Origin of the sequence: Bacteroides sp. AM32-11AC, from assembly GCF_003603515.1 — a bacterium.
Classification (GTDB): domain Bacteria; phylum Bacteroidota; class Bacteroidia; order Bacteroidales; family Bacteroidaceae; genus Bacteroides; species Bacteroides uniformis.
The window spans coordinates 114,921-134,886 of record NZ_QTNH01000003.1 but is presented as its reverse complement, the minus strand read 5'-3'; the positions used below and the strand labels follow the sequence as shown (position 1 = coordinate 134,886).

Genomic DNA, 19,966 nt, shown 5'->3' with positions numbered 1-19,966 from the left:
AACAAGTATGAAACAGATTTTGAGAGCATTCTTATTCTTACTCCTATTCACCGCCACCGTCAATACGGCCATTGCCGACGAAAAAGCAAATGTCACGAAACAAGGAACTGTACGTGGACGCATCATCGACGCCACTAAACAAACTCTCCCGGGCGCATCCATCTACATCGAGAAACTACACACTGGCGTGACGAGCGACGTCAACGGCTTCTACACTTTCTCTAACCTTGACCCGGGAACCTATACAGTAAAGGTGAGCTACGTGGGCTACTCTCCCGTAGAACTGAAAATCACCATCCCCGCAGGCCGTACACTGGAAAAAGACGTCGTACTGAACGAAGGCGTGGAGTTGCAGGAAGTGGTGGTAGGCGGCGCCTTCCAGGGACAGCGCCGTGCCATCAACTCACAGAAAAACAACATGGGGATTACGAATGTAGTCTCTGCCGACCAGGTAGGCAAGTTCCCCGACTCCAACATCGGTGACGCCCTTAAACGCATCTCCGGCATCAACGTGCAGTACGACCAAGGCGAGGCACGCTTCGGGCAAGTGCGGGGCACGAGTGCCGACCTCAGCTCCGTCACCATCAACGGCAACCGCGTTCCCTCTGCCGAAGGCGATACGCGCAACGTACAGCTCGACCTCATTCCGGCAGACATGATTCAGACCATCGAAGTGAACAAGGTAGTAACCGCCGATATGGACGGCGACGCCATCGGCGGCAGCATCAACCTCGTCACCAAGAACTCCCCCTACAAGCGTACCATTGCCGCCACCGCCGGAACCGGCTACAACTGGGTGAGCGAAAAGGCGCAACTGAACCTTGGCTTCACCTACGGCGACCGCTTCTTCAACGACAAACTCGGCTTGATTGTATCGGCCTCCTATCAGAACTCACCTTCCGGTTCCTACGACACCGAATTTGTATGGGAGCAGGATGACAACGGTAAGACGTACGTCAACGACTACCAAATCCGCCAATACTACGTCACCCGCGAACGCCAAAGCTACTCCGCCGCACTGGACTGGGACATCAATGCCAACCACAAACTCACCTTCAAAGGCATCTTCAACAACCGCAACGACTGGGAGAACCGCTACCGTACCACGCTGAAAGACCTTGACCCCGACGGCAACGCCACCGTACGCATACAGACCAAAGCCGGTACGCCGGACAACCGTAACGCCCGCCTGGAACGCCAGCGCACCATGGACTTTGCCCTCGGCGGCGAACACCTCTTCGGCGCCCTCTCCATGGACTGGCACGCCAGCTATGCCAAAGCCAGCGAAGAACGTCCCAACGAACGCTACATCGACTTCCAACTGAAGAAACAGAAGTTCGACATGGACCTGAGCGACGAACGCCAACCCTTTGCCAGCCCCAAAACAGGCTCTACCATGACATTGAACGATGAATTCAGCCTGAAAGAGCTGACGGAACAGCAGGAAGACATCAAGGAGCAGGACCTGAAGTTCTCCGCCAACTTCAAACTTCCCTTCAAGAACGGCAACAAGCTGAAGTTCGGCGCAAAGGTAGTGCGCAAGACCAAGGATAAAGAAGTGGACTTCTACGAATACTCTCCTCTGGACGAGGATGCCTTCATGACGAACAGCCTGGCAAATACAGTGGACCAGACCAACAAGAACTTCATGCCCAACAACAAATATCAGGCAGGTATCTACGCCAGCAAGGAATACACCGGCTCTTTAGACTTGAACAACGCTTCCCTCTTTGAGAAAGAGCAGGTGCAGGAAGAACTTGCCGGAAACTTCAACGCCCGCGAAACCGTGACTTCCGGCTACCTCCGCTTCGACCAAAAACTGACAAAAGACGTGGAACTGATGACCGGACTTCGCATAGAGAACACCAACCTTGCCTATACGGGACGCACCTACGATGCCGACGAAGACCTCACCAGCAAGACCGACCGTCAGCGCAACAGCTACATCAACTTCCTGCCGTCGCTGCTCGTAAAGTGGAATGTAAACGATGACTTCAAAGTGCGCGGTTCGTTTACCCAAACCTTGTCACGCCCCAAATACTCGGCCCTCGTGCCCAGTGTGAACATCAAACGTTCCGACAACGAAATCACCATCGGAAACCCGGAGCTGAAACCTACCGTCTCCTACAACTTCGACTTGAGTGCCGACTACTACTTCCGCAGCATCGGTCTGATAAGCGCCGGCATCTTCTACAAGAAGATAGACGACTTCATCGTAGACCAGGTGAGCACCAACTACGAATACCAGGGTAACACCTACACCCGCTTCACCCAACCCAAGAATGCGGGCAACGCCAACCTGGTAGGGGTAGAGTTATCCTACCAGCGCGACTTCAGCTTCATTGCTCCCGCTCTGAAATGTGTAGGTTTCTACGGAACGTACACCTACACCCACTCCCGTGTGGAAGACTTCAACTTCGAAGGCCGCGAGAATGAGAAAGACTTGAGCATGCCAGGCTCTCCGGAGCATACCGCAAATGCTTCCCTATACTTTGAGAAAGGCGGTCTGAATCTGCGCCTGAGCTATAACTTCGCTTCCGACTTCATCGACGAAATGGGAGAAAGCACCTTCTACGACCGCTACTATGACAAGGTGAACTATATGGACGTAAACGCCAGCTATACCTTCGGAAAGAAGTTCAAGACTACCTTCTACGCCGAAGCCAACAACCTGCTGAACCAGCCGCTACGCTACTACCAGGGCACAAAAGACCGTACCATGCAGGCAGAATACTACGGCGTGAAAGTGAATGCGGGAGTGAAGATTAATTTTTAAACAGCGAATTCTATCTCAACAAGTTATCAACATTAACTACTCAACAATTTAATAATGACAATGAAGAAAATATTCCTTTTACTGTTTATTGCCCTACTCGGCAACGCAGCCATTGCCCAAATCACCGATTACTCCATCTTCGACAAGAAGTTCAACTTCTACGTAGCCAACGACCTCGGCCGTAACGGCTACTACGACCAAAAGCCCATCGCCGAACTGATGGGACAAATGGCAGAAGAAGTAGGCCCCGAATTCGTTCTTGCCACCGGCGATGTACACCACTTTGAAGGCGTACGTAGCGTGAACGACCCGCTTTGGATGACCAACTACGAACTTATTTACAGCCACCCGGAGCTGATGATAGACTGGTTCCCCCTGCTGGGCAACCACGAATACCGCGGCAATACGCAGGCTGTGCTCGACTACAGTAATATCAGCCGCCGCTGGACCATGCCCGCCCGTTATTATACCAAGACGTTCGAGGACAACGGCGCTACCATCCGCATCCTCTGGGTAGACACCGCCCCGATGATTGACAAATACCGCAACGAAAGCGAGACCTATCCCGATGCCTGCAAGCAGGATTACCAGCAACAACTTTCCTGGATAGATTCCGTACTGACTACCGCCAAAGAGGACTGGGTTATCGTTGCCGGACACCATCCCATCTATGCCGAAACCCCGAAGGACGAGAGCGAACGCGCGGATATGCAGGCACGTCTCGATCCCATCCTGCGCAAGCACAAGGTGGATATGTACATCTGCGGGCACATCCACAACTTCCAGCACGTACGCGTGGCAGGCAGCGACATCGACTATATCACCAATTCTGCCGGTTCGCTCGCCCGCAAGGTGAAGCCCATCGAAGGGACCGTATTCTGCAGCCCCGAACCGGGTTTCTCCATTGTATCGGCCAGCAAAAAGACACTGGAACTGCGCATGATTGACAAGAAAGGGAATGTATTGCACACGGTGACGCGCAGCAAATAATCCAAGCCGGCACGCAAGCAGGCGCATTCCCCCGAAGCCCTGCCGAACAACCACTTTCCTCCCACGAAGCAAAAGACCATGTTTCGTAGGAGGATTTTTCCATCTCATACGACAAAAACAAAGCCTATCCGCAGGAATACAAGAAAAAGCCCTATATTTGCATTTGTCAATACATAACTATGATGAAGAAGATACACTTCCTGCTACTAATCAGCCTGCTACTTGCCGCTTGCAGTGATGACGACAAAGAGAAACAACCCGCTTTTGTGACCAATATCACCATATCCGATGCCGGAAAGACCTTCAATCCCGGTGATGCCGTGACCGTCAAAGCCGACGGCTTGCAGAGCGGCGACCAAATCATATTGGACATCTACTGGCCGATAGCCGACAATCCTCTCTTTCCCGAAGGGTATTCACGCTACACACGCGCCGTTACCACGGAGCAAACCACCAACAGCATTACTTTCCTTGCCCCCGGACACTGGCCCGCCTCACGGGTAGAAATGTTCCTGGAACGGGCAGGACAGCTTCAGCCTCTCGGCCAGATTTCGGTAGCCGACGGACAATCCCCCGAAGAACCATATCTCTACGGTATCACCAACTCCCACGCCATTTACACACCGACCGTTCCCCGCGGCATCACCCGTATCGACCTGGTAACACAAGAAATATCGGAAGTAATCCAGTTCCATGACGACGAAGATTTCCACCTTGCCGCCAACATCCCCGGCACCAACATCCTCTGCGGGATACGGGAGAAAGACGGCAGTAGTTTCATCGACGGATACGACCTCTGCATGCACTATTGGTGTAACCCGGTAGAACGTAACGCAATTACCATCTGCTCGGACTTCAACAACACTGTTTCCCTGGAAATGGCCGGAGATAAGCTCCTCACCTACTGTAGCATCTCTTATCCGGTATATACCCGGTTGAATATGCCACCGATACATACTCCCGAAATACCATTACCGGATGGACTGAAGCCCGAATCCCTCTCACGCTATCCGGGCGTGATAGCCGACGCCCACATGCTGCTCTCGGCCAACAACGGCGACGGCACCTTCTCGCCCGTCGTGATAGACATCGCCAAAGAAAAGATGCACTGCTACGACCCCATCAAAGCCGAAGCCTTGATACCTTTCCGGATTATGGAACCATCCCCCGAAAACCCAAACAGCCTGCAATGCAAAGGAGGCTATATCGTTTCCCGTGCCAATGGTGGAGATACGCAATTCTGCTTATGGGATACTACTGCCGGAAACTTGAAAGAGCCTTTCGCCACCTACCCCAACGCCGTACGCTCCGCTGCCATGTACTACTCCAAGGACGGGCAGACAAGGAAACTCTACGTGCAGTTTGCAGGCTATCGTGAAGGCGACTTCATCGAAACTTATGATTTCCAGACAAAGGAATGGAGGATGTTTATGTTCTACGTACCGTTTGCAGAGATTTTACTGGCACGATAACCGGCTCCCTTACTGCTTTTTCTCCCGTAAGTCATCCTTGGGTATGGTCGTCTCACTGCCGTCACGCGTAGCTATGTAGTGAGGAGACATGATTTCGATGCCTGCTTCGTTGAAGGCATCCTGGATATTCTGATGCAAATCAGAGTAAATCTGGCTAAGGCTGTTGGCATCCCTGATATAGGCATTCACTTGATAAACCGGATAATAATCCTGAAGGGAAGTCTCCAATACAAACGGACGGGGATCATCTATCACTCCAGGAGTATTCAATGCAGCCTCTATCAACAGCTGATGTGTCTTCCGCCACGGAACATCGTAGCCAATACTGACCTCCGAATGGATAATCAATCCATACTCACGGGCAGACTGGCTGTAATTGACCGTATGGGAAGACATGATGAAAGAGTTCGGAATGGTCACCACCTCATTCTTCGGAGTACGGATGCGGGTGACGAGCGGTGTTTTCTCAATGATGTTGCCCGTAGTATCGTTCAGCTTGATGCGGTCACCCAGCTTGAAAGGCCGCATGTAGGTTATGACCAGTCCTGCAATGATATTGCCGATAACCGTACTGGAACCGAGCGAAACAATCAAGCCGACAAACACGGAGATTCCCTGGAAGACTCCCGACTTGGAACCCGGCAGATAAGGGTAAATCATGGCAATCATAAACGCATAAAGCAAGAAGCGCACAATATGATAGGTAGGAATGGCCCAATCCGGATAGAAGCCGTTTATCTTCAGCCGTTCAGCCTGCACCTCATTGGCAAGATAACGCACCAGTCTGACCAGATACTTCACCGCATAGCATATCACAAAGATAGTGAACAGATTGGGTATATAGTCGGCTATTCCATTCAAGATGACCTTTATAGGATTCCAGATGTAGGAGAATAATGTATAAGCCAAGCTCTTGGTCTGAGGGAAAATGGAGAATAATAACGGAACCGTCAGCAGCAACTGCAACAGCATGACTACATAACGCACCAGGTTGGCAACAAACACCAGCAGGTTGACCTGCTTCTGCGTATCCAGCAATTCATAATCCTGAATAGAGATCGGTTTCAGCTTGGTATCCTTCAGCTTCTGAATGCGTAGTTTGAGTTTTCTGAACAGCCAGTTGGTAAACTTGAACAAGAAGAACTGTCCCACAAGCACCAGGATAAAGTACAAGATACGCTTACCCAACTGCCACAAGCTATGCTCCTTCTGCATGGCTTTCAGTTTGTCCACCACGACATGCCTCTTGCTGGCGGCCAGCTGGTCGCGGGTACAGTTTTCCCACAAAGCATCCTGATCGGTAAAGGAAATGATGACCTTTTCGCCATACATCAAGTCTGTAACAATATCCGTACTCTCTAAATAAACAGAGTCCGGACGCAGATTGAAACGCGTGCCCAATGCTTCGATGACGTTGCTTACATCTTTGGCTCGCTGTTGGGGCGTATGCCCTCCACGCTTGGCATACAGATAGAACAAAGTGTCCTTCTCCACCACCACCGGAATACCCGGTGTCACCGTCCGCAACGAATCAATGCGTTGTTTCTGCAATGCCAGCTTCACCGAATCGGCCGCATAGCCCGCCAACTTCATCTGCTCCATTTCCATCCGCAGGTTCGCCTCATTCAGCCGGGCTGTTTCCAACTCCTGCCGGACAAGCGACAACTGAATCGAATCGGAGTCAGTCCTTGCCACTGTGACACTCCCCACACTATCCTCACCTAAAACACTGAGCACTTTATCTACCAACTGAGCTGACACTCCGTCCGCCAGCATCAACAGCCAACAAAGACAGAAAGCACGGATAACCTTCATATATAAACTTCTTGATTTGATTCTTTGCAAATATACCCAATAAATGCTTCAAACATACGGAATGTTTTTAACTTCCTACTCTAATCGACATAACTTTTTCATGCAAACATGAAAGTTCTGTATCCGGTTTGCACTATCTTTGTACTCAAAATTGACATACCTATGGATATATTGTTTCTTGTCGGAGGACTGCTCCTCATTCTTCTGGGTGCCAATGGCTTGACAGACGGTGCCGCATCCGTTGCCAAACGTTTCCATATACCGTCCATCGTCATCGGGCTTACCATTGTTGCCTTCGGCACTTCCGCACCGGAACTCACCGTCAGCATATCCTCTGCTCTCAAAGGCAGTGCAGACATTGCCATTGGCAATGTGGTGGGAAGCAATACGTTCAATACCCTGATGATTGTGGGTTGTACGGCCCTTTTTGCCCCGATAGCCATTACCCGTAACACACTGAAACGCGAAATCCCCCTTTGCATCCTTTCATCCTTCGCCCTGCTGATTTGTGCCAACGACGTCTTACTGGACAGCAGTGGGGAGAACATACTCAGCATCACCGACGGCCTATTGCTGCTATGCTTCTTTACCATTTTCCTGAGTTATACTTTTGCCATTGCAAAAAGGGATGGAAGTATGAAGGAACCGGAAAAGGAGCACTTACAGGAAGAAGACGAAATCAGGCTGTTACCCGCGTGGAAGTCCGCCCTATACATTCTCGGCGGACTTGCCGGCCTCATCATCGGAGGTAATTTCTTTGTAGACGGTGCCAGCGGCATAGCCCGCGGATTGGGTGTCAGCGAATCCATCATCGGTCTCACGCTCGTAGCAGGCGGCACTTCATTACCCGAACTCGCCACCTCCATCGTAGCCGCCTTGAAGAAAAGCCCCGAAATAGCCATCGGAAACGTCATCGGAAGTAATCTCTTCAATATATTCTTCGTACTGGGTTGTTCGGCCTCCATCACTCCACTGCGTCTGACGGGCATCACCAATTTCGATTTGTGGGTACTCGTAGGGTCCAGCATCCTGCTTTGGCTGTTCGGTATCTTTTTCGGGAAACGCATCATCACCCGGGTGGAAGGAAGCATTCTGATTCTCTGCTACATTGCCTACACAGCGGTACTGATATACAACCTCTAACAGCAAATTTACAAACACCCTACGCGGTATTTTAAAGATTATCACGTATTTTTAAATAAGGCAAGCTGTACCTCGGCATAAAAAATAAGCAAGCTTATTTTGTTCTGCTCTCAGTTTGCATTACCTTTGTGGTCTCAATATTGAACAACTATGGCAATTACAATCAAGAAAGTAACCACAAGACGGGAACTGGAGCGCTTTATCCGTTTCAACTACCTGCTATACAAAAACAACCCTTATTCCGTCCCCGACCTTTTCGATGACATGCTCAACACCTTCAACAAGAAGAAAAACGCTGCATTCGAATTTTGTGAAGCCGACTATTTCCTGGCTTATCGGGAAGGTAAAATCGTAGGACGTGTAGCTGCCATCATCAACCACAAGGCAAACCAAACCTGGAACAAAAAGGAAGTCCGCTTCGGCTGGATAGACTTCATCGATGATGCGGAAGTCTCCGATGCCCTGATTCGCACCGTGGAAGAATGGGGAAAAGAACGGGGAATGACACATATACAAGGCCCGCTGGGATTCACAGATTTCGATGCCGAAGGTATGCTCATCGAAGGATTCGACCAGCTCAGCACCATGGCCACCATTTATAACTATCCCTACTATCCGCAACATCTGGAACGCATGGGCTTTGAGAAGGATGCCGATTGGGTGGAGTACAAAATCTACATTCCCGACGCCATACCCGACAAGCACAAGCGCATCTCCGACCTCATCCAGCGCAAGTATAACCTCAAGGTAAAGAAATACACATCTGCCAAGAAGATTGCCCAAGACTACGGTCAGGCCATCTTCGAACTGATGAACGAAGCCTATCAGCCACTCTATGGCTATTCTGCACTGAGCCAACGGCAGATTGACCAATACGTCAAGATGTACCTGCCCATCCTCGACCTACGCATGGTGACATTGATTACCGATGCCGATGACCAGCTGCTTGCCGTAGGCATTTCCATGCCGTCACTCGCCGAAGCGTTGCAAAAAGCCCACGGGCGCCTGCTTCCTATGGGTTGGTATCACCTGGCCAAGACCATCTTCTTGAAGAAATATCCCAAGATGCTCGATTTGCTGCTGGTTGCCGTGAAACCGGAGTATCAGAACAAGGGGGTAAATGCATTGTTGTTCTCCGACCTTATCCCCGTCTATCAGCAACTTGGTTTCGAGTATGCCGAGAGTAATCCGGAGCTGGAGCTGAACGGCAAGGTGCAAGCGCAGTGGGAGTACTTCAAGACGGAACAGCATAAACGGAGAAGATGCTTTGTGAAAGGAATAAAATAAGTTCTAAATCCAGAATATAAGCTTGTCAGAAGTCCATAAAAGACATTATTTTTTTGCGAACCCCCGAATTTCTCATTACCTTTGTCGCAATGCGCAATATGAAGGAATAACGTACTTATGGAAGATAACAACAATATGACCCTGCCGCTGGAAGAAGCAGACAACAATATCACAGAGAGCCCCGTTTCCAGCGTGGAATATACCGACGACAACATCCGCCACCTGGACGACATGGAGCATATCCGTGTCCGTTCCGGTATGTACATAGGCCGTCTGGGCGACGGCTCACAGAACGATGACGGCATCTATGTGTTGCTGAAAGAAGTGATGGACAACAGCATCGACGAGTTCAAGATGGGTGCCGGAAAGCGTATAGAAGTGACTATAGAAGACAGTCTGCGTGTCAGCGTACGCGACTATGGACGAGGCATTCCGCAAGGCAAACTGGTAGAGGCGGTCAGCAAACTGAATACCGGGGGTAAATATGACTCGAAGGCTTTCAAGAAAAGTGTCGGACTGAACGGCGTAGGTATCAAGGCAGTCAATGCGCTGAGCAGCCGCTTCGAAGTACGCAGCTACCGCGACGGCAAGGTACGTATCGCCATCTTTGAAAAAGGAACGCTGTTGAGTGATGTGACCGAAGACTCGACAGAAGAAAGCGGAACCTATATCTTCTTCGAACCGGACGCCACACTCTTCTTGAACTATTCCTTCCAGAACCAGTTCGTAGAAACCCTGCTGCGCAACTACACCTACCTGAATACGGGCCTCACCTTCATTTACAACGGCCAGCGCATCGTTTCCCGCCACGGGCTGGAGGACTTGCTGAAAGACAACATGACCAGCGAAGGCCTTTACGACATCATCCACCTGAAAGGAGAGGACATCGAGATTGCCTTCACACACACCAACCAATACGGCGAAGAGTACTACTCCTTTGTCAACGGGCAACACACCACCCAAGGCGGCACACACCAGACTGCCTTGAAGGAACACATTGCCCGTACCATCAAGGAGTTCTACAACAAGAACCAGGAATATGCCGACATCCGCAACGGACTGGTAGCCGCCATTGCCATCGACGTGGAGGAACCCATGTTCGAGAGCCAGACCAAAACGAAACTGGGCAGCAACAACATGTGGCCTGCCGCGCCGCAGGAACACAAGCCCGCCGGCCCCACGGTGAACAAATACGTAGGAGACTTCATCAAGACGGAAGTGGACAACTACCTCCACAAGAACCCGCTTGTGGCCGAAGTGATGCTGCAAAAGATACAAGACTCCGAGAAAGAGCGCAAAGCCATTGCCGGCGTCACCAAGCTGGCACGCGAACGCGCCAAGAAAGCCAACCTGCACAACCGCAAGCTGCGCGACTGCCGCTACCACTTGAGTGACGGTAAAGGCAAAGACCAGGAAACCGAATCCTGCATCTTCATTACCGAGGGAGACTCCGCCAGCGGTTCCATCACCAAGAGCCGCGACGTGAATACCCAAGCAGTATTCAGCCTGCGTGGTAAACCGCTAAATTCCTACGGACTCACCAAGAAAGTAGTTTATGAAAACGAAGAATTCAACTTGCTTCAAGCAGCCTTGAATATAGAAGACGGCATAGAGACACTGCGCTACAACAAAGTCATCGTAGCTACCGATGCCGATGTGGACGGCATGCACATCCGCCTGCTCATCATCACCTTCTTCCTGCAGTTCTTCCCCGACCTGATAAAGAAAGGGCATGTATATATCCTGCAAACCCCTCTCTTCCGCGTGCGCAACAAAAAGAAGACAAGTTATTGCTATACAGAGGAGGAACGTGTGAAAGCCATTGAAGAACTGGGTCCCAACCCCGAAATCACCCGATTCAAAGGTCTGGGAGAAATCTCGCCCGACGAGTTCAAGCATTTTATCGGCAAGGATATGCGTCTGGAACAAGTGTCCCTGCGCAAGACAGACCTCGTAAAAGAGCTGCTGGAATTCTACATGGGTAAGAATACCATGGAACGACAAAACTTTATTATCAACAACTTGGTTATAGAAGAAGATTTGGCATCATGAGAAGAGCTATCTTTCCGGGAACATTCGACCCGTTTACTATCGGACACTCTTCGGTAGTGAGCCGTGCACTGACTTTTATAGACGAAATCGTCATAGGCATCGGCATCAATGAAAATAAGAATACGTATTTCCCCTTGGAAAAGCGCGAACAAATGATACGAGACTACTACCGGAACGAGCCGCGCATCATTGTGCAGTCCTATGACTGCCTGACTATCGACTTTGCCCGGCAGGTAGATGCCAGTCTGATAATACGCGGCATACGCACCGTGAAGGATTTCGAATACGAGGAAACCATTGCCGACATCAACCGCAAACTGACCGGCATAGAAACCATCCTGCTCTTCACCGAGCCGGAACTTACCTGCGTCAGTTCCACCACCGTGCGCGAACTGCTGCAATACGGCAAGGACATAAGCATGTTCATACCGGAGGGAATGGAGATTAGGGATTAAGGATAAAGGATTAGGGATTAAAATGGAAATGATGAAAAAACTATTTACTATTATAATATGTATATGCGCGGTGACGGCACAAGCGCAAAAGCCGAACAATGAAGCCCTGCGCAAACTGCAAATGGCAGAGTTTGCCATCACCAACCTTTATGTGGACAAGGTGGATGAAGACAAGCTGGTGGAAGAAGCCATCATCAAGATGCTGGCACAACTCGACCCGCACTCCACCTACAACAACGCCGAAGAAGTGAAGAAGATGAACGAGCCGTTGCAAGGCAATTTCGAGGGCATCGGCGTACAGTTTCAGATGATAGAAGATACCCTGCTTGTGATACAACCCGTGAGCAACGGACCTTCCGAGAAGGTGGGTATCCTTGCCGGCGACCGTATCGTAGCCGTCAATGACAGCGCCATTGCCGGAGTAAAAATGAGCACGGAAGATATTATGAGCCGCCTGCGCGGACCGAAAGACTCGGAAGTGAAACTCACCATCGTGCGCCGTGGCGTGGACGACCAGCTGTACTTCACCGTGAAGCGTGACAAAATTCCCATCCTCAGCCTGGACGCATCTTACATGATACAACCCAAAACCGGCTATATCCGTATCAACCGCTTCGGGGCAACCACCGCCGAAGAGTTTGCAGAAGCCCTGAAAAGCCTGCAAAAGAAAGGAATGAAAGACCTCATCCTCGACCTGCAAGGAAATGGAGGAGGGTATCTGAATGCCGCCATCGACCTTGCCAACGAATTTCTGAAGCAAAAAGAACTCATCGTCTACACCGAAGGAAGGGCCGCACGCCGCAGTGATTTCTTTGCCAAAGGTACGGGCAACTTCAAGAACGGCCGTCTCATCATATTGGTGGACGAGTACTCCGCTTCTGCCAGTGAAATCGTGACCGGAGCCATCCAGGACTGGGACAGAGGCGTGGTAGTAGGACGCCGCACCTTCGGCAAGGGATTAGTACAGCGTCCTATCGACCTGCCGGACGGTTCCATGATTCGCCTCACTATCGCCCGCTACTATACTCCTTCGGGCCGTTGTATCCAGAAGCCTTACGACAGCACCGCCAACCTCGACGGCCGCCTAACCGGCGAGAACAGTCAGGATAAGTATAACCAGGAACTGATAGACCGCTTCAATCATGGAGAAATGATTCATGCGGACAGTATCCATTTTGCCGACTCCCTGAAAGCACAGACCAAGCGTATGGGACGTACCGTTTACGGAGGTGGAGGTATCATGCCCGACTTCTTCGTCCCCATCGACACTACCCAGTACACAGACTATCACCGCAACCTCGTAGCCAAAGGCGTGGTTATCAAAGCCACTACCGGCTACATCGAGAAGCACCGGAAGGAGTTGCAGAACAAATACAAGAAATTCGAAGCCTTCAACGAGAAGTTCGAAATAGACGATAACTTCCTTGCCGAAATACGTACGCTTGCCGACAAAGAGAAAATCAAGTTTGACGAGAAACAGTACAACCAATCCCTACCGCTCATCAAGACACAACTTAAAGCCTTGATAGCCCGTGACCTATGGGACATGAACGAATACTTCCAGGTGATGAACAGCACGAACCTGAGCGTGCAGCAAGCTCTAAAAGTGCTGAACGAAGGCATCTACAGCACTATTATCCAATAGCCGACTTGAAACAAACTTAGGCGCGGATTATGCGGATTTAGTTTATCTAACTCCGCGTATTCCGCGTAATTCGCGCCTAAAATCATTCTCCGAACAGCCACTTATTCAGCCACTTGTTGACGTAGATGTTGACCACAGCACATCCAGCACCGATTGCAGCCCCCGCCAACACATCTGACGGATAATGCACTCCCTCGTTCATACGGGAAACTCCCACGGAACAAGCCCACAGGGCAGACGGAGCTATCACATACCATTTAGGATACTTTACACTGAGCGAGGTGGCAAGGGCAAAAGCCGTCGCCGTATGTCCAGAAGGAAAAGACGGGCTGCCTTCATGGCTATATGCATGCACTCTGTCGGGATATTTATCATAAGGACGCTCACGGTCCACCAGATATTTCATTCCATAAGTCACAACAAAAGCCCCCGCTACACTTGTACCTACGTAGACCGCATCTTTCAGCAAACCCTTATCATGTTTTATCCAAGCGGCAACCGCCATCGCCACCGGAACACCGACAGCAACATAGGGCTCCGAACGTGAAATTATCTTATTATAGTTACGGACAAACTTGCCATCCCAACTGTTAACCCGATGCAAAGTGTTAATATCCCAATTCTGTGCCGAAAGACCGGATACAACAAGGCAGATAAAATATACAAAAAAAATAGCCTTTTTCATAAGTCCTTTATATTAGTTTGACGCAAAGATAGGACAAATAGATAGAGTTTTCACAAAAAAATTCTATCTTTGTTGCCACATTTATAATAATTCGCTAATCATTTCATGAGACTGGAAACTTGCTGCAACCGACAGATTGATTGTATGGTATGTCCCCAAAAATCAGAAGGAGTATTGGTTTACCGCCACTACCCCAAGGGACAACATTTCTCTGCTGAAAAGTGCACACAGAACTGCATGATATTTATGCTGAAAGGTGAATTACTTGTAAACAGTGACGAATATCCGGGCACCACTCTCCAAAGCCGCCAGCTCATCTTGCAAGCCATCGGCTCCAAAGTAGAACTCCTGGCTTTGACCGAAGTGGAATATATTGTCTATTGGTTCACCGAGCTTCCTCTGATTTGCGAAGAGCGCTACAAGGAGATACTGAAACGCTCGGAAGCCCCCTTGACTTATACCCCGCTTACCGCGATTTCCATGCTCGAAGGGCTCCTGAAAAGCCTTGCCTGCTACCTCAACGAGCAACCCTATGCGTGCAGCAAATACATTGAAATGAAATGCCAGGAATTGGTATACATATTGACATGCTACTATCCGCTACACCAAATCAGTACATTCTTCTACCCCATCAGCACTTATACGGAAAGCTTCCAATATTTCGTCATGCAGAACTACGACAAGGTGAAGAATGTGGAAGAGTTTGCCCACCTCGGTGGATATACTACCACCACATTCCGCCGTCTGTTTAAAAATATGTATGGGGTCCCGGTCTATGAATGGATTCTGGACAAGAAACGTGAAGGAATTCTGAACGACCTGCAATACACCAAACAACGCATTTCAGTCATCAGCGCCCGCTATGGCTTTGATTCCCTATCCCACTTTGCCCACTTCTGCAAAGACTCTTTCGGAGACACGCCCCGCGCCCTAAGAAAACGTTCGGCAAACGGAGAAAAGATTTCCATTATCTGCAAAGAGCAAGGCAAAGACCAGGAGGACGAGTAAACCTTTTACTTGTCCGTAAACTTCGCATTCTGCCGGATTACGGAATTATTTCTTTAATCGCTTGCTTTATCGCTGGATTTCTCCTATTTTTGCGAAACATTTACAGAAGTATCCTGATAGAACAAATTTTCAAACTATTAAATAACTTAAATTCAATCATTTATGTGGTTAAGTAATTCATCTGTAGGAAGGAAAGTGGTGATGAGCGTTACCGGTATCGCCCTTGTCCTGTTTCTGACATTTCACATGGCGATGAACCTGGTTGCATTAGTCTCGGCTAATGGCTACAACATGGTTTGTGAGTTCCTGGGAGCAAACTGGTACGCATTGGTGGCTACGGTAGGTTTGGCTGCCTTATTCATCATCCACATCATCTACGCTTTCTGGCTGACTATGCAGAACCGTAAGGCACGTGGTAGCGAACGCTATGCCGTTACGGAAAAGCCCAAGACTGTGGAATGGGCTTCTCAAAACATGCTCGTACTGGGTATCATCGTAATCGTAGGTCTGGGCCTGCACCTGGTAAACTTCTGGGCTAAAATGCAGCTTCCCGAGTTGATGCACAACATGGGCATGCATGCCGACACCCTCACGCTGGCATATGCAGCCAACGGTGTCTATCACATTCAGAACACCTTCAGCAATCCGGTATTCGTAGTGCTTTACCTTGTTTGGCTGGGCGCATTGTGGTTCCACCTCACTCACGGTTTCTGGAGCTCCATGCAGTCTTTGGGCTGGAACAACAAAGTATGGATTAACCGTTGGAAATGTATCTCCAACATCTATTCTACTATCGTTGTCCTCTGCTTCGCTCTGGTAGTTGTCGTATTCTTTGCAAAATCATTGTGCGGCGCTTGCTAAATTCAAATTGTAAATGACTAAATTGTAAATTGCATTATGACTAAGATAGATTCTAAAATACCGGAAGGACCGGTGGCTGAGAAATGGACCAATTATAAGGCTCACCAAAAATTAGTAAACCCTGCCAACAAACGTCGTCTGGACATCATCGTAGTAGGAACCGGACTTGCCGGTGCCAGTGCTGCCGCCTCTCTGGGCGAAATGGGTTTCAGAGTATTCAACTTCTGCATCCAGGACTCTCCGCGCCGTGCACACTCCATCGCTGCACAAGGTGGTATCAATGCTGCTAAGAATTACCAAAACGACGGTGACTCTGTATACCGTCTGTTCTACGATACAGTAAAGGGTGGCGACTACCGTGCCCGCGAAGCCAACGTTTACCGTCTGGCTGAAGTATCCAACAATATTATCGACCAATGCGTTGCACAAGGTGTTCCTTTCGCCCGCGAATACGGCGGTACACTGGACAACCGTTCTTTCGGTGGTGCTCAGGTATCCCGTACTTTCTATGCCAAGGGTCAGACCGGACAGCAGCTGTTGCTGGGTGCATACTCTGCATTGAGCCGCCAGGTGAACGTAGGCACTGTGAAACTGTATACCCGCTACGAAATGGAAGACGTTGTCCTCATTGACGGACGTGCCCGCGGTATCATTGCAAAGAACCTCGTTACCGGTAAATTGGAACGTTTTGCCGCCCACGCTGTGGTAATCGCTACCGGTGGTTACGGCAATGCCTACTTCCTTTCTACCAATGCAATGGCATGTAACTGCTCTGCAGCAATGGCTTGCTACCGTAAAGGTGCCTGGTTTGCCAACCCTGCTTACGTACAGATTCACCCCACTTGTATCCCGGTTCACGGTGACAAGCAGTCTAAGCTGACTTTGATGTCCGAATCTCTGCGTAACGATGGTCGTATCTGGGTTCCGAAGAAGCTGGAAGATGCCAAGAAACTGCAGGAAGGTACACTGCAAGGAAAAGATATTCCCGAGGAAGACCGCGACTACTACCTGGAACGCCGTTATCCGGCATTCGGTAACCTCGTTCCGCGTGACGTTGCCAGCCGCGCTGCCAAAGAACGCTGCGACAAGGGCTTCGGCGTGAACAACACCGGTCTTGCCGTATTCCTTGACTTCTCCGAAGCTATCAACCGTCTGGGTAAAGATGTCGTTGCACAACGTTACGGCAACCTCTTCGATATGTATGAAGAAATCACTGATGTCAGCCCATACGAAAACCCGATGATGATTTATCCGGCTATCCACTATACCATGGGTGGTATCTGGGTTGACTACGAACTGATGACCTCCATCAAGGGACTGTTCGCCATCGGTGAATGTAACTTCTCCGACCACGGTGCAAACCGCCTCGGTGCTTCCGCCCTGATGCAAGGTCTGGCCGATGGTTACTTCGTATTGCCTTACACTATCCAGAACTATCTGGCCGACCAGATTACAGTTCCCCGTTTCTCTACCGACCTGCCCGAATTTGCAGCTGCAGAAAAGGCCGTTCAGGAGAAGATTGACTGGATGATGAACATCAAGGGTAAGAAGTCTGTAGACTCTATCCACAAGGAACTGGGCCACATTATGTGGGAATATGTAGGTATGGGACGTACGGCCGAAGGCTTGAAGGAAGGTCTGAAGAAGCTGAAAGAAGTCCGCAAGGAGTTCGAGAAAGAACTGTTCATCCCGGGCGACAAGGAAGGTATGAATGTAGAACTCGACAAGGCTATCCGTCTGTACGACTTCATCACTATGGGCGAGCTGGTTGCTTACGATGCACTGAACCGTAACGAAAGCTGCGGCGGTCACTTCCGTGAAGAATATCAGACTGAAGAAGGCGAAGCCAAGCGTGACGATGAAAACTACTTCTACGTGGCTTGCTGGGAATATCAGGGTTCTGACGAAAAGGAACCGGTATTGCTGAAAGAGCCGCTGGTTTACGAAGCAATCAAGGTACAGACTCGTAACTACAAGAGCTAATCGGGAAGTTGAACATTTAAAGAATTAAAGAAAATGGATAAAAATATATCATTTACGCTCAAGGTATGGCGCCAGAAGGGTCCGAAAGCAAAAGGCGCTTTTGAAACATACCAAATGAAAGATATCCCGGGCGATACTTCATTCCTCGAAATGCTGGATATCCTGAACGAACAGCTGATTTCTGAAGGTAAAGAACCGGTTGTATTCGACCACGACTGCCGCGAAGGTATCTGCGGTATGTGTTCGCTCTACATCAACGGACACCCCCACGGTCCTGCAACCGGCGCTACGACTTGCCAGATTTATATGCGTCGTTTCAACGACGGCGATACCATCACTGTTGAACCGTGGCGCTCTGCCGGTTTCCCGGTTATCAAGGACTTGATGGTCGACCGTACGGCCTACGACAAGATTATGCAGGCAGGCGGCTACGTCAGCGTACGTACCGGTGCTCCCCAGGATGCCAACGCTATCCTGATTCCGAAGTCCATCGCTGACGAGGCTATGGATGCTGCCAGCTGTATCGGTTGTGGTGCTTGTGTGGCTGCTTGTAAGAACGGTTCTGCTATGCTGTTCGTTTCTGCCAAGGTGAGCCAGCTGAACCTGTTGCCCCAAGGCAAACCGGAAGCATTGCGCCGTGCCAAGGCTATGTTGAGCAAGATGGACGAACTCGGTTTCGGTAACTGTACAAACACTCGTGCGTGCGAAGCTGAATGCCCGAAGAATGTTTCCATCAGCAACATTGCTCGCCTGAACCGCGACTTTATCATTGCGAAACTGAAAGACTAATCCGGTCTTTCTGCAAATAATATAGGATGCGCTTCGGATAAACCTTTTGAGCAAGCTCAGATTTATCACTCAGCTTTCACTATATTTGATTAATATCACAAGAGACTCCTCTGCCGGGAAACCGCCGGAGGAGTTTTTTTATGACATGCCGTTTACTTCAGATAAATTGCCGGCACGCAAGCTACGGGGAGAAGCCCCGAAATTCTTTTTGCAGAAATTGGAAAAATGAGGCAGCGATTCAAAGCCATATTTATAGCAAATCTCTGATATAGAAGCATCCGTATAACGAAGTTCATAAACCACGCTTTCCTTCCTCCGTTCCATCATCCACTCGTACACCGGTTGATGAAAAACAGAATTGAATATACGCCGGAAAGTAGCTACTGTATATCCTCCCAACTGGGCAAGTTCCTCTACCGTCTTGACTTTGGCATGATTCTGCAAGACAAAGTAGTGAAAGGAATTAGTATACTGGGCAAGAGAATGTATCAGCATGGAAAGCTCATAGTCGGAGTAGTAATTTCCAAGAATGAAAGCAAGTTCTTTCCGTTTGAAACAAAGCATTTCCCGGCAAATCTTCTCCTCGGACAAATAGGCCTTGGAACTTTCCAGAAAGAGCTGCAACTCGGGAGTAATGGTCAAAGGATAGAATATCAATGGAGGGGTAACCTCTTTCATAATATGGTTATACCGGTCCTCACAGAAGAATTCAGGCTTACTGAACCGGTAACAAACGCATTCCACATCCGTCATGGCAAGTATTTCGTACTTGGAACCAATAGCTTGAAGGATGAACTCACCTGCATGCAACACAGTTCCCGCATACTCCTTACTGTTGACAAGCACTTCTCCTTTCAGCAGGAAAATTATAATATTTTCCTCACACTTTCGCGCCGGCAGATGGAATCCTCTGAGGTGGGAAGCATATATTATTGCATTGTCCACAGCCTTGGGACATTGAGCGCATTGTTTTTTACCTCTGCAAGCAGAAGAGTTGGGCATCGG

General features: G+C 49.6%; 15 protein-coding genes. 12 read left to right on the top strand and 3 right to left on the bottom strand.

The features are described from left to right. Nucleotides 1–7 precede the first annotated feature (7 nt). From DW800_RS04445 to DW800_RS04435, 3 genes are all read left to right on the top strand, one after another. On the top strand, nt 8–2,776 hold the full coding sequence (locus DW800_RS04445) for a TonB-dependent receptor (RefSeq protein ID WP_005834321.1): 2,769 nt from the start codon (nt 8–10) through the stop codon (nt 2,774–2,776). 60 nt (nt 2,777–2,836) lie between these two features. Beyond that, a complete protein-coding gene (locus DW800_RS04440) occupies nt 2,837–3,766 on the top strand; it encodes a metallophosphoesterase (protein ID WP_034532659.1) in 930 nt (309 codons plus the stop codon). Nucleotides 3,767–3,945: 179 nt separating this feature from the next. Continuing rightward, the gene (locus DW800_RS04435; RefSeq protein ID WP_034522959.1) at nt 3,946–5,238 is read left to right on the top strand and encodes a WD40-like domain containing protein; all 1,293 of its coding nucleotides are present in this window, start codon (nt 3,946–3,948) and stop codon (nt 5,236–5,238) included. A gap of 9 nt (nt 5,239–5,247) precedes the next feature. Here the strand turns inward: DW800_RS04435 and DW800_RS04430 are convergent, their stop codons facing one another. Further along, nucleotides 5,248–7,053 (bottom strand): mechanosensitive ion channel family protein, encoded by a 1,806-nt coding sequence (locus DW800_RS04430; protein WP_005830910.1) that lies wholly within the window; start codon nt 7,051–7,053, stop codon nt 5,248–5,250. Nucleotides 7,054–7,215: 162 nt separating this feature from the next. Here DW800_RS04430 and DW800_RS04425 point away from each other — a divergent pair, with 162 nt between their 5' ends. The 5 genes from DW800_RS04425 to DW800_RS04405 all read left to right on the top strand — a co-directional run bounded on the left by DW800_RS04425 (nt 7,216) and on the right by DW800_RS04405 (nt 13,635). Beyond that, nucleotides 7,216–8,196, top strand: a complete 981-nt coding sequence (locus DW800_RS04425) for a calcium/sodium antiporter (protein ID WP_061411987.1) — start codon at nt 7,216–7,218, stop codon at nt 8,194–8,196. 150 nt (nt 8,197–8,346) lie between these two features. Then, nucleotides 8,347–9,483 (top strand): hypothetical protein, encoded by a 1,137-nt coding sequence (locus DW800_RS04420; RefSeq protein ID WP_005830912.1) that lies wholly within the window; start codon nt 8,347–8,349, stop codon nt 9,481–9,483. Between the two features lie 117 nt (nt 9,484–9,600). Further along, the gene (locus tag DW800_RS04415; RefSeq protein WP_005834312.1) at nt 9,601–11,535 is read left to right on the top strand and encodes a DNA topoisomerase IV subunit B; all 1,935 of its coding nucleotides are present in this window, start codon (nt 9,601–9,603) and stop codon (nt 11,533–11,535) included. Further along, on the top strand, nt 11,532–11,990 hold the full coding sequence (gene coaD, locus DW800_RS04410) for a pantetheine-phosphate adenylyltransferase (RefSeq protein ID WP_005830918.1): 459 nt from the start codon (nt 11,532–11,534) through the stop codon (nt 11,988–11,990). The genes DW800_RS04415 and coaD overlap by 4 nt, the downstream gene beginning before the upstream one ends. Before the next feature lie 31 nt (nt 11,991–12,021). Further along, complete coding sequence (locus tag DW800_RS04405; RefSeq protein WP_119957852.1) at nt 12,022–13,635, top strand: S41 family peptidase; 1,614 nt, start codon at nt 12,022–12,024, stop codon at nt 13,633–13,635. A gap of 82 nt (nt 13,636–13,717) precedes the next feature. Here the strand turns inward: DW800_RS04405 and DW800_RS04400 are convergent, their stop codons facing one another. Beyond that, the gene (locus DW800_RS04400; protein ID WP_005830921.1) at nt 13,718–14,320 is read right to left on the bottom strand and encodes a phosphatase PAP2 family protein; all 603 of its coding nucleotides are present in this window, start codon (nt 14,318–14,320) and stop codon (nt 13,718–13,720) included. A gap of 105 nt (nt 14,321–14,425) precedes the next feature. On the opposite strand from DW800_RS04400, the gene DW800_RS04395 reads away from it, so the two are divergent. From DW800_RS04395 to DW800_RS04380, 4 genes are all read left to right on the top strand, one after another. Further along, nucleotides 14,426–15,328 (top strand): helix-turn-helix domain-containing protein, encoded by a 903-nt coding sequence (locus tag DW800_RS04395; protein ID WP_005834304.1) that lies wholly within the window; start codon nt 14,426–14,428, stop codon nt 15,326–15,328. 162 nt (nt 15,329–15,490) lie between these two features. Beyond that, a complete protein-coding gene (locus tag DW800_RS04390) occupies nt 15,491–16,189 on the top strand; it encodes a succinate dehydrogenase/fumarate reductase cytochrome b subunit (RefSeq protein ID WP_005830923.1) in 699 nt (232 codons plus the stop codon). Nucleotides 16,190–16,225: 36 nt separating this feature from the next. Continuing rightward, a complete protein-coding gene (locus DW800_RS04385; protein ID WP_005830924.1) occupies nt 16,226–18,172 on the top strand; it encodes a fumarate reductase/succinate dehydrogenase flavoprotein subunit in 1,947 nt (648 codons plus the stop codon). A gap of 33 nt (nt 18,173–18,205) precedes the next feature. Next, nucleotides 18,206–18,961, top strand: coding sequence for a succinate dehydrogenase/fumarate reductase iron-sulfur subunit (locus DW800_RS04380; RefSeq protein ID WP_117703903.1), 756 nt, complete (start codon nt 18,206–18,208; stop codon nt 18,959–18,961). 138 nt (nt 18,962–19,099) lie between these two features. On the opposite strand, the gene DW800_RS04375 is transcribed toward DW800_RS04380, so the two are convergent. Further along, the gene (locus DW800_RS04375; RefSeq protein WP_117703902.1) at nt 19,100–19,963 is read right to left on the bottom strand and encodes a helix-turn-helix domain-containing protein; all 864 of its coding nucleotides are present in this window, start codon (nt 19,961–19,963) and stop codon (nt 19,100–19,102) included. Between the last annotated feature and the right edge of the window lie 3 nt (nt 19,964–19,966).

Coding starts and splice junctions, on each gene's coding strand:
- DW800_RS04445 (WP_005834321.1), top strand. CDS start 8: ATGAAACAGATTTTGAGAGCATTCTTATTCTTACTCCTATTCACCGCC.
- DW800_RS04440 (WP_034532659.1), top strand. CDS start 2,837: ATGAAGAAAATATTCCTTTTACTGTTTATTGCCCTACTCGGCAACGCA.
- DW800_RS04435 (WP_034522959.1), top strand. CDS start 3,946: ATGATGAAGAAGATACACTTCCTGCTACTAATCAGCCTGCTACTTGCC.
- DW800_RS04430 (WP_005830910.1), bottom strand. CDS start 7,053: ATGAAGGTTATCCGTGCTTTCTGTCTTTGTTGGCTGTTGATGCTGGCG.
- DW800_RS04425 (WP_061411987.1), top strand. CDS start 7,216: ATGGATATATTGTTTCTTGTCGGAGGACTGCTCCTCATTCTTCTGGGT.
- DW800_RS04420 (WP_005830912.1), top strand. CDS start 8,347: ATGGCAATTACAATCAAGAAAGTAACCACAAGACGGGAACTGGAGCGC.
- DW800_RS04415 (WP_005834312.1), top strand. CDS start 9,601: ATGGAAGATAACAACAATATGACCCTGCCGCTGGAAGAAGCAGACAAC.
- coaD (WP_005830918.1), top strand. CDS start 11,532: ATGAGAAGAGCTATCTTTCCGGGAACATTCGACCCGTTTACTATCGGA.
- DW800_RS04405 (WP_119957852.1), top strand. CDS start 12,022: ATGAAAAAACTATTTACTATTATAATATGTATATGCGCGGTGACGGCA.
- DW800_RS04400 (WP_005830921.1), bottom strand. CDS start 14,320: ATGAAAAAGGCTATTTTTTTTGTATATTTTATCTGCCTTGTTGTATCC.
- DW800_RS04395 (WP_005834304.1), top strand. CDS start 14,426: ATGAGACTGGAAACTTGCTGCAACCGACAGATTGATTGTATGGTATGT.
- DW800_RS04390 (WP_005830923.1), top strand. CDS start 15,491: ATGTGGTTAAGTAATTCATCTGTAGGAAGGAAAGTGGTGATGAGCGTT.
- DW800_RS04385 (WP_005830924.1), top strand. CDS start 16,226: ATGACTAAGATAGATTCTAAAATACCGGAAGGACCGGTGGCTGAGAAA.
- DW800_RS04380 (WP_117703903.1), top strand. CDS start 18,206: ATGGATAAAAATATATCATTTACGCTCAAGGTATGGCGCCAGAAGGGT.
- DW800_RS04375 (WP_117703902.1), bottom strand. CDS start 19,963: ATGCCCAACTCTTCTGCTTGCAGAGGTAAAAAACAATGCGCTCAATGT.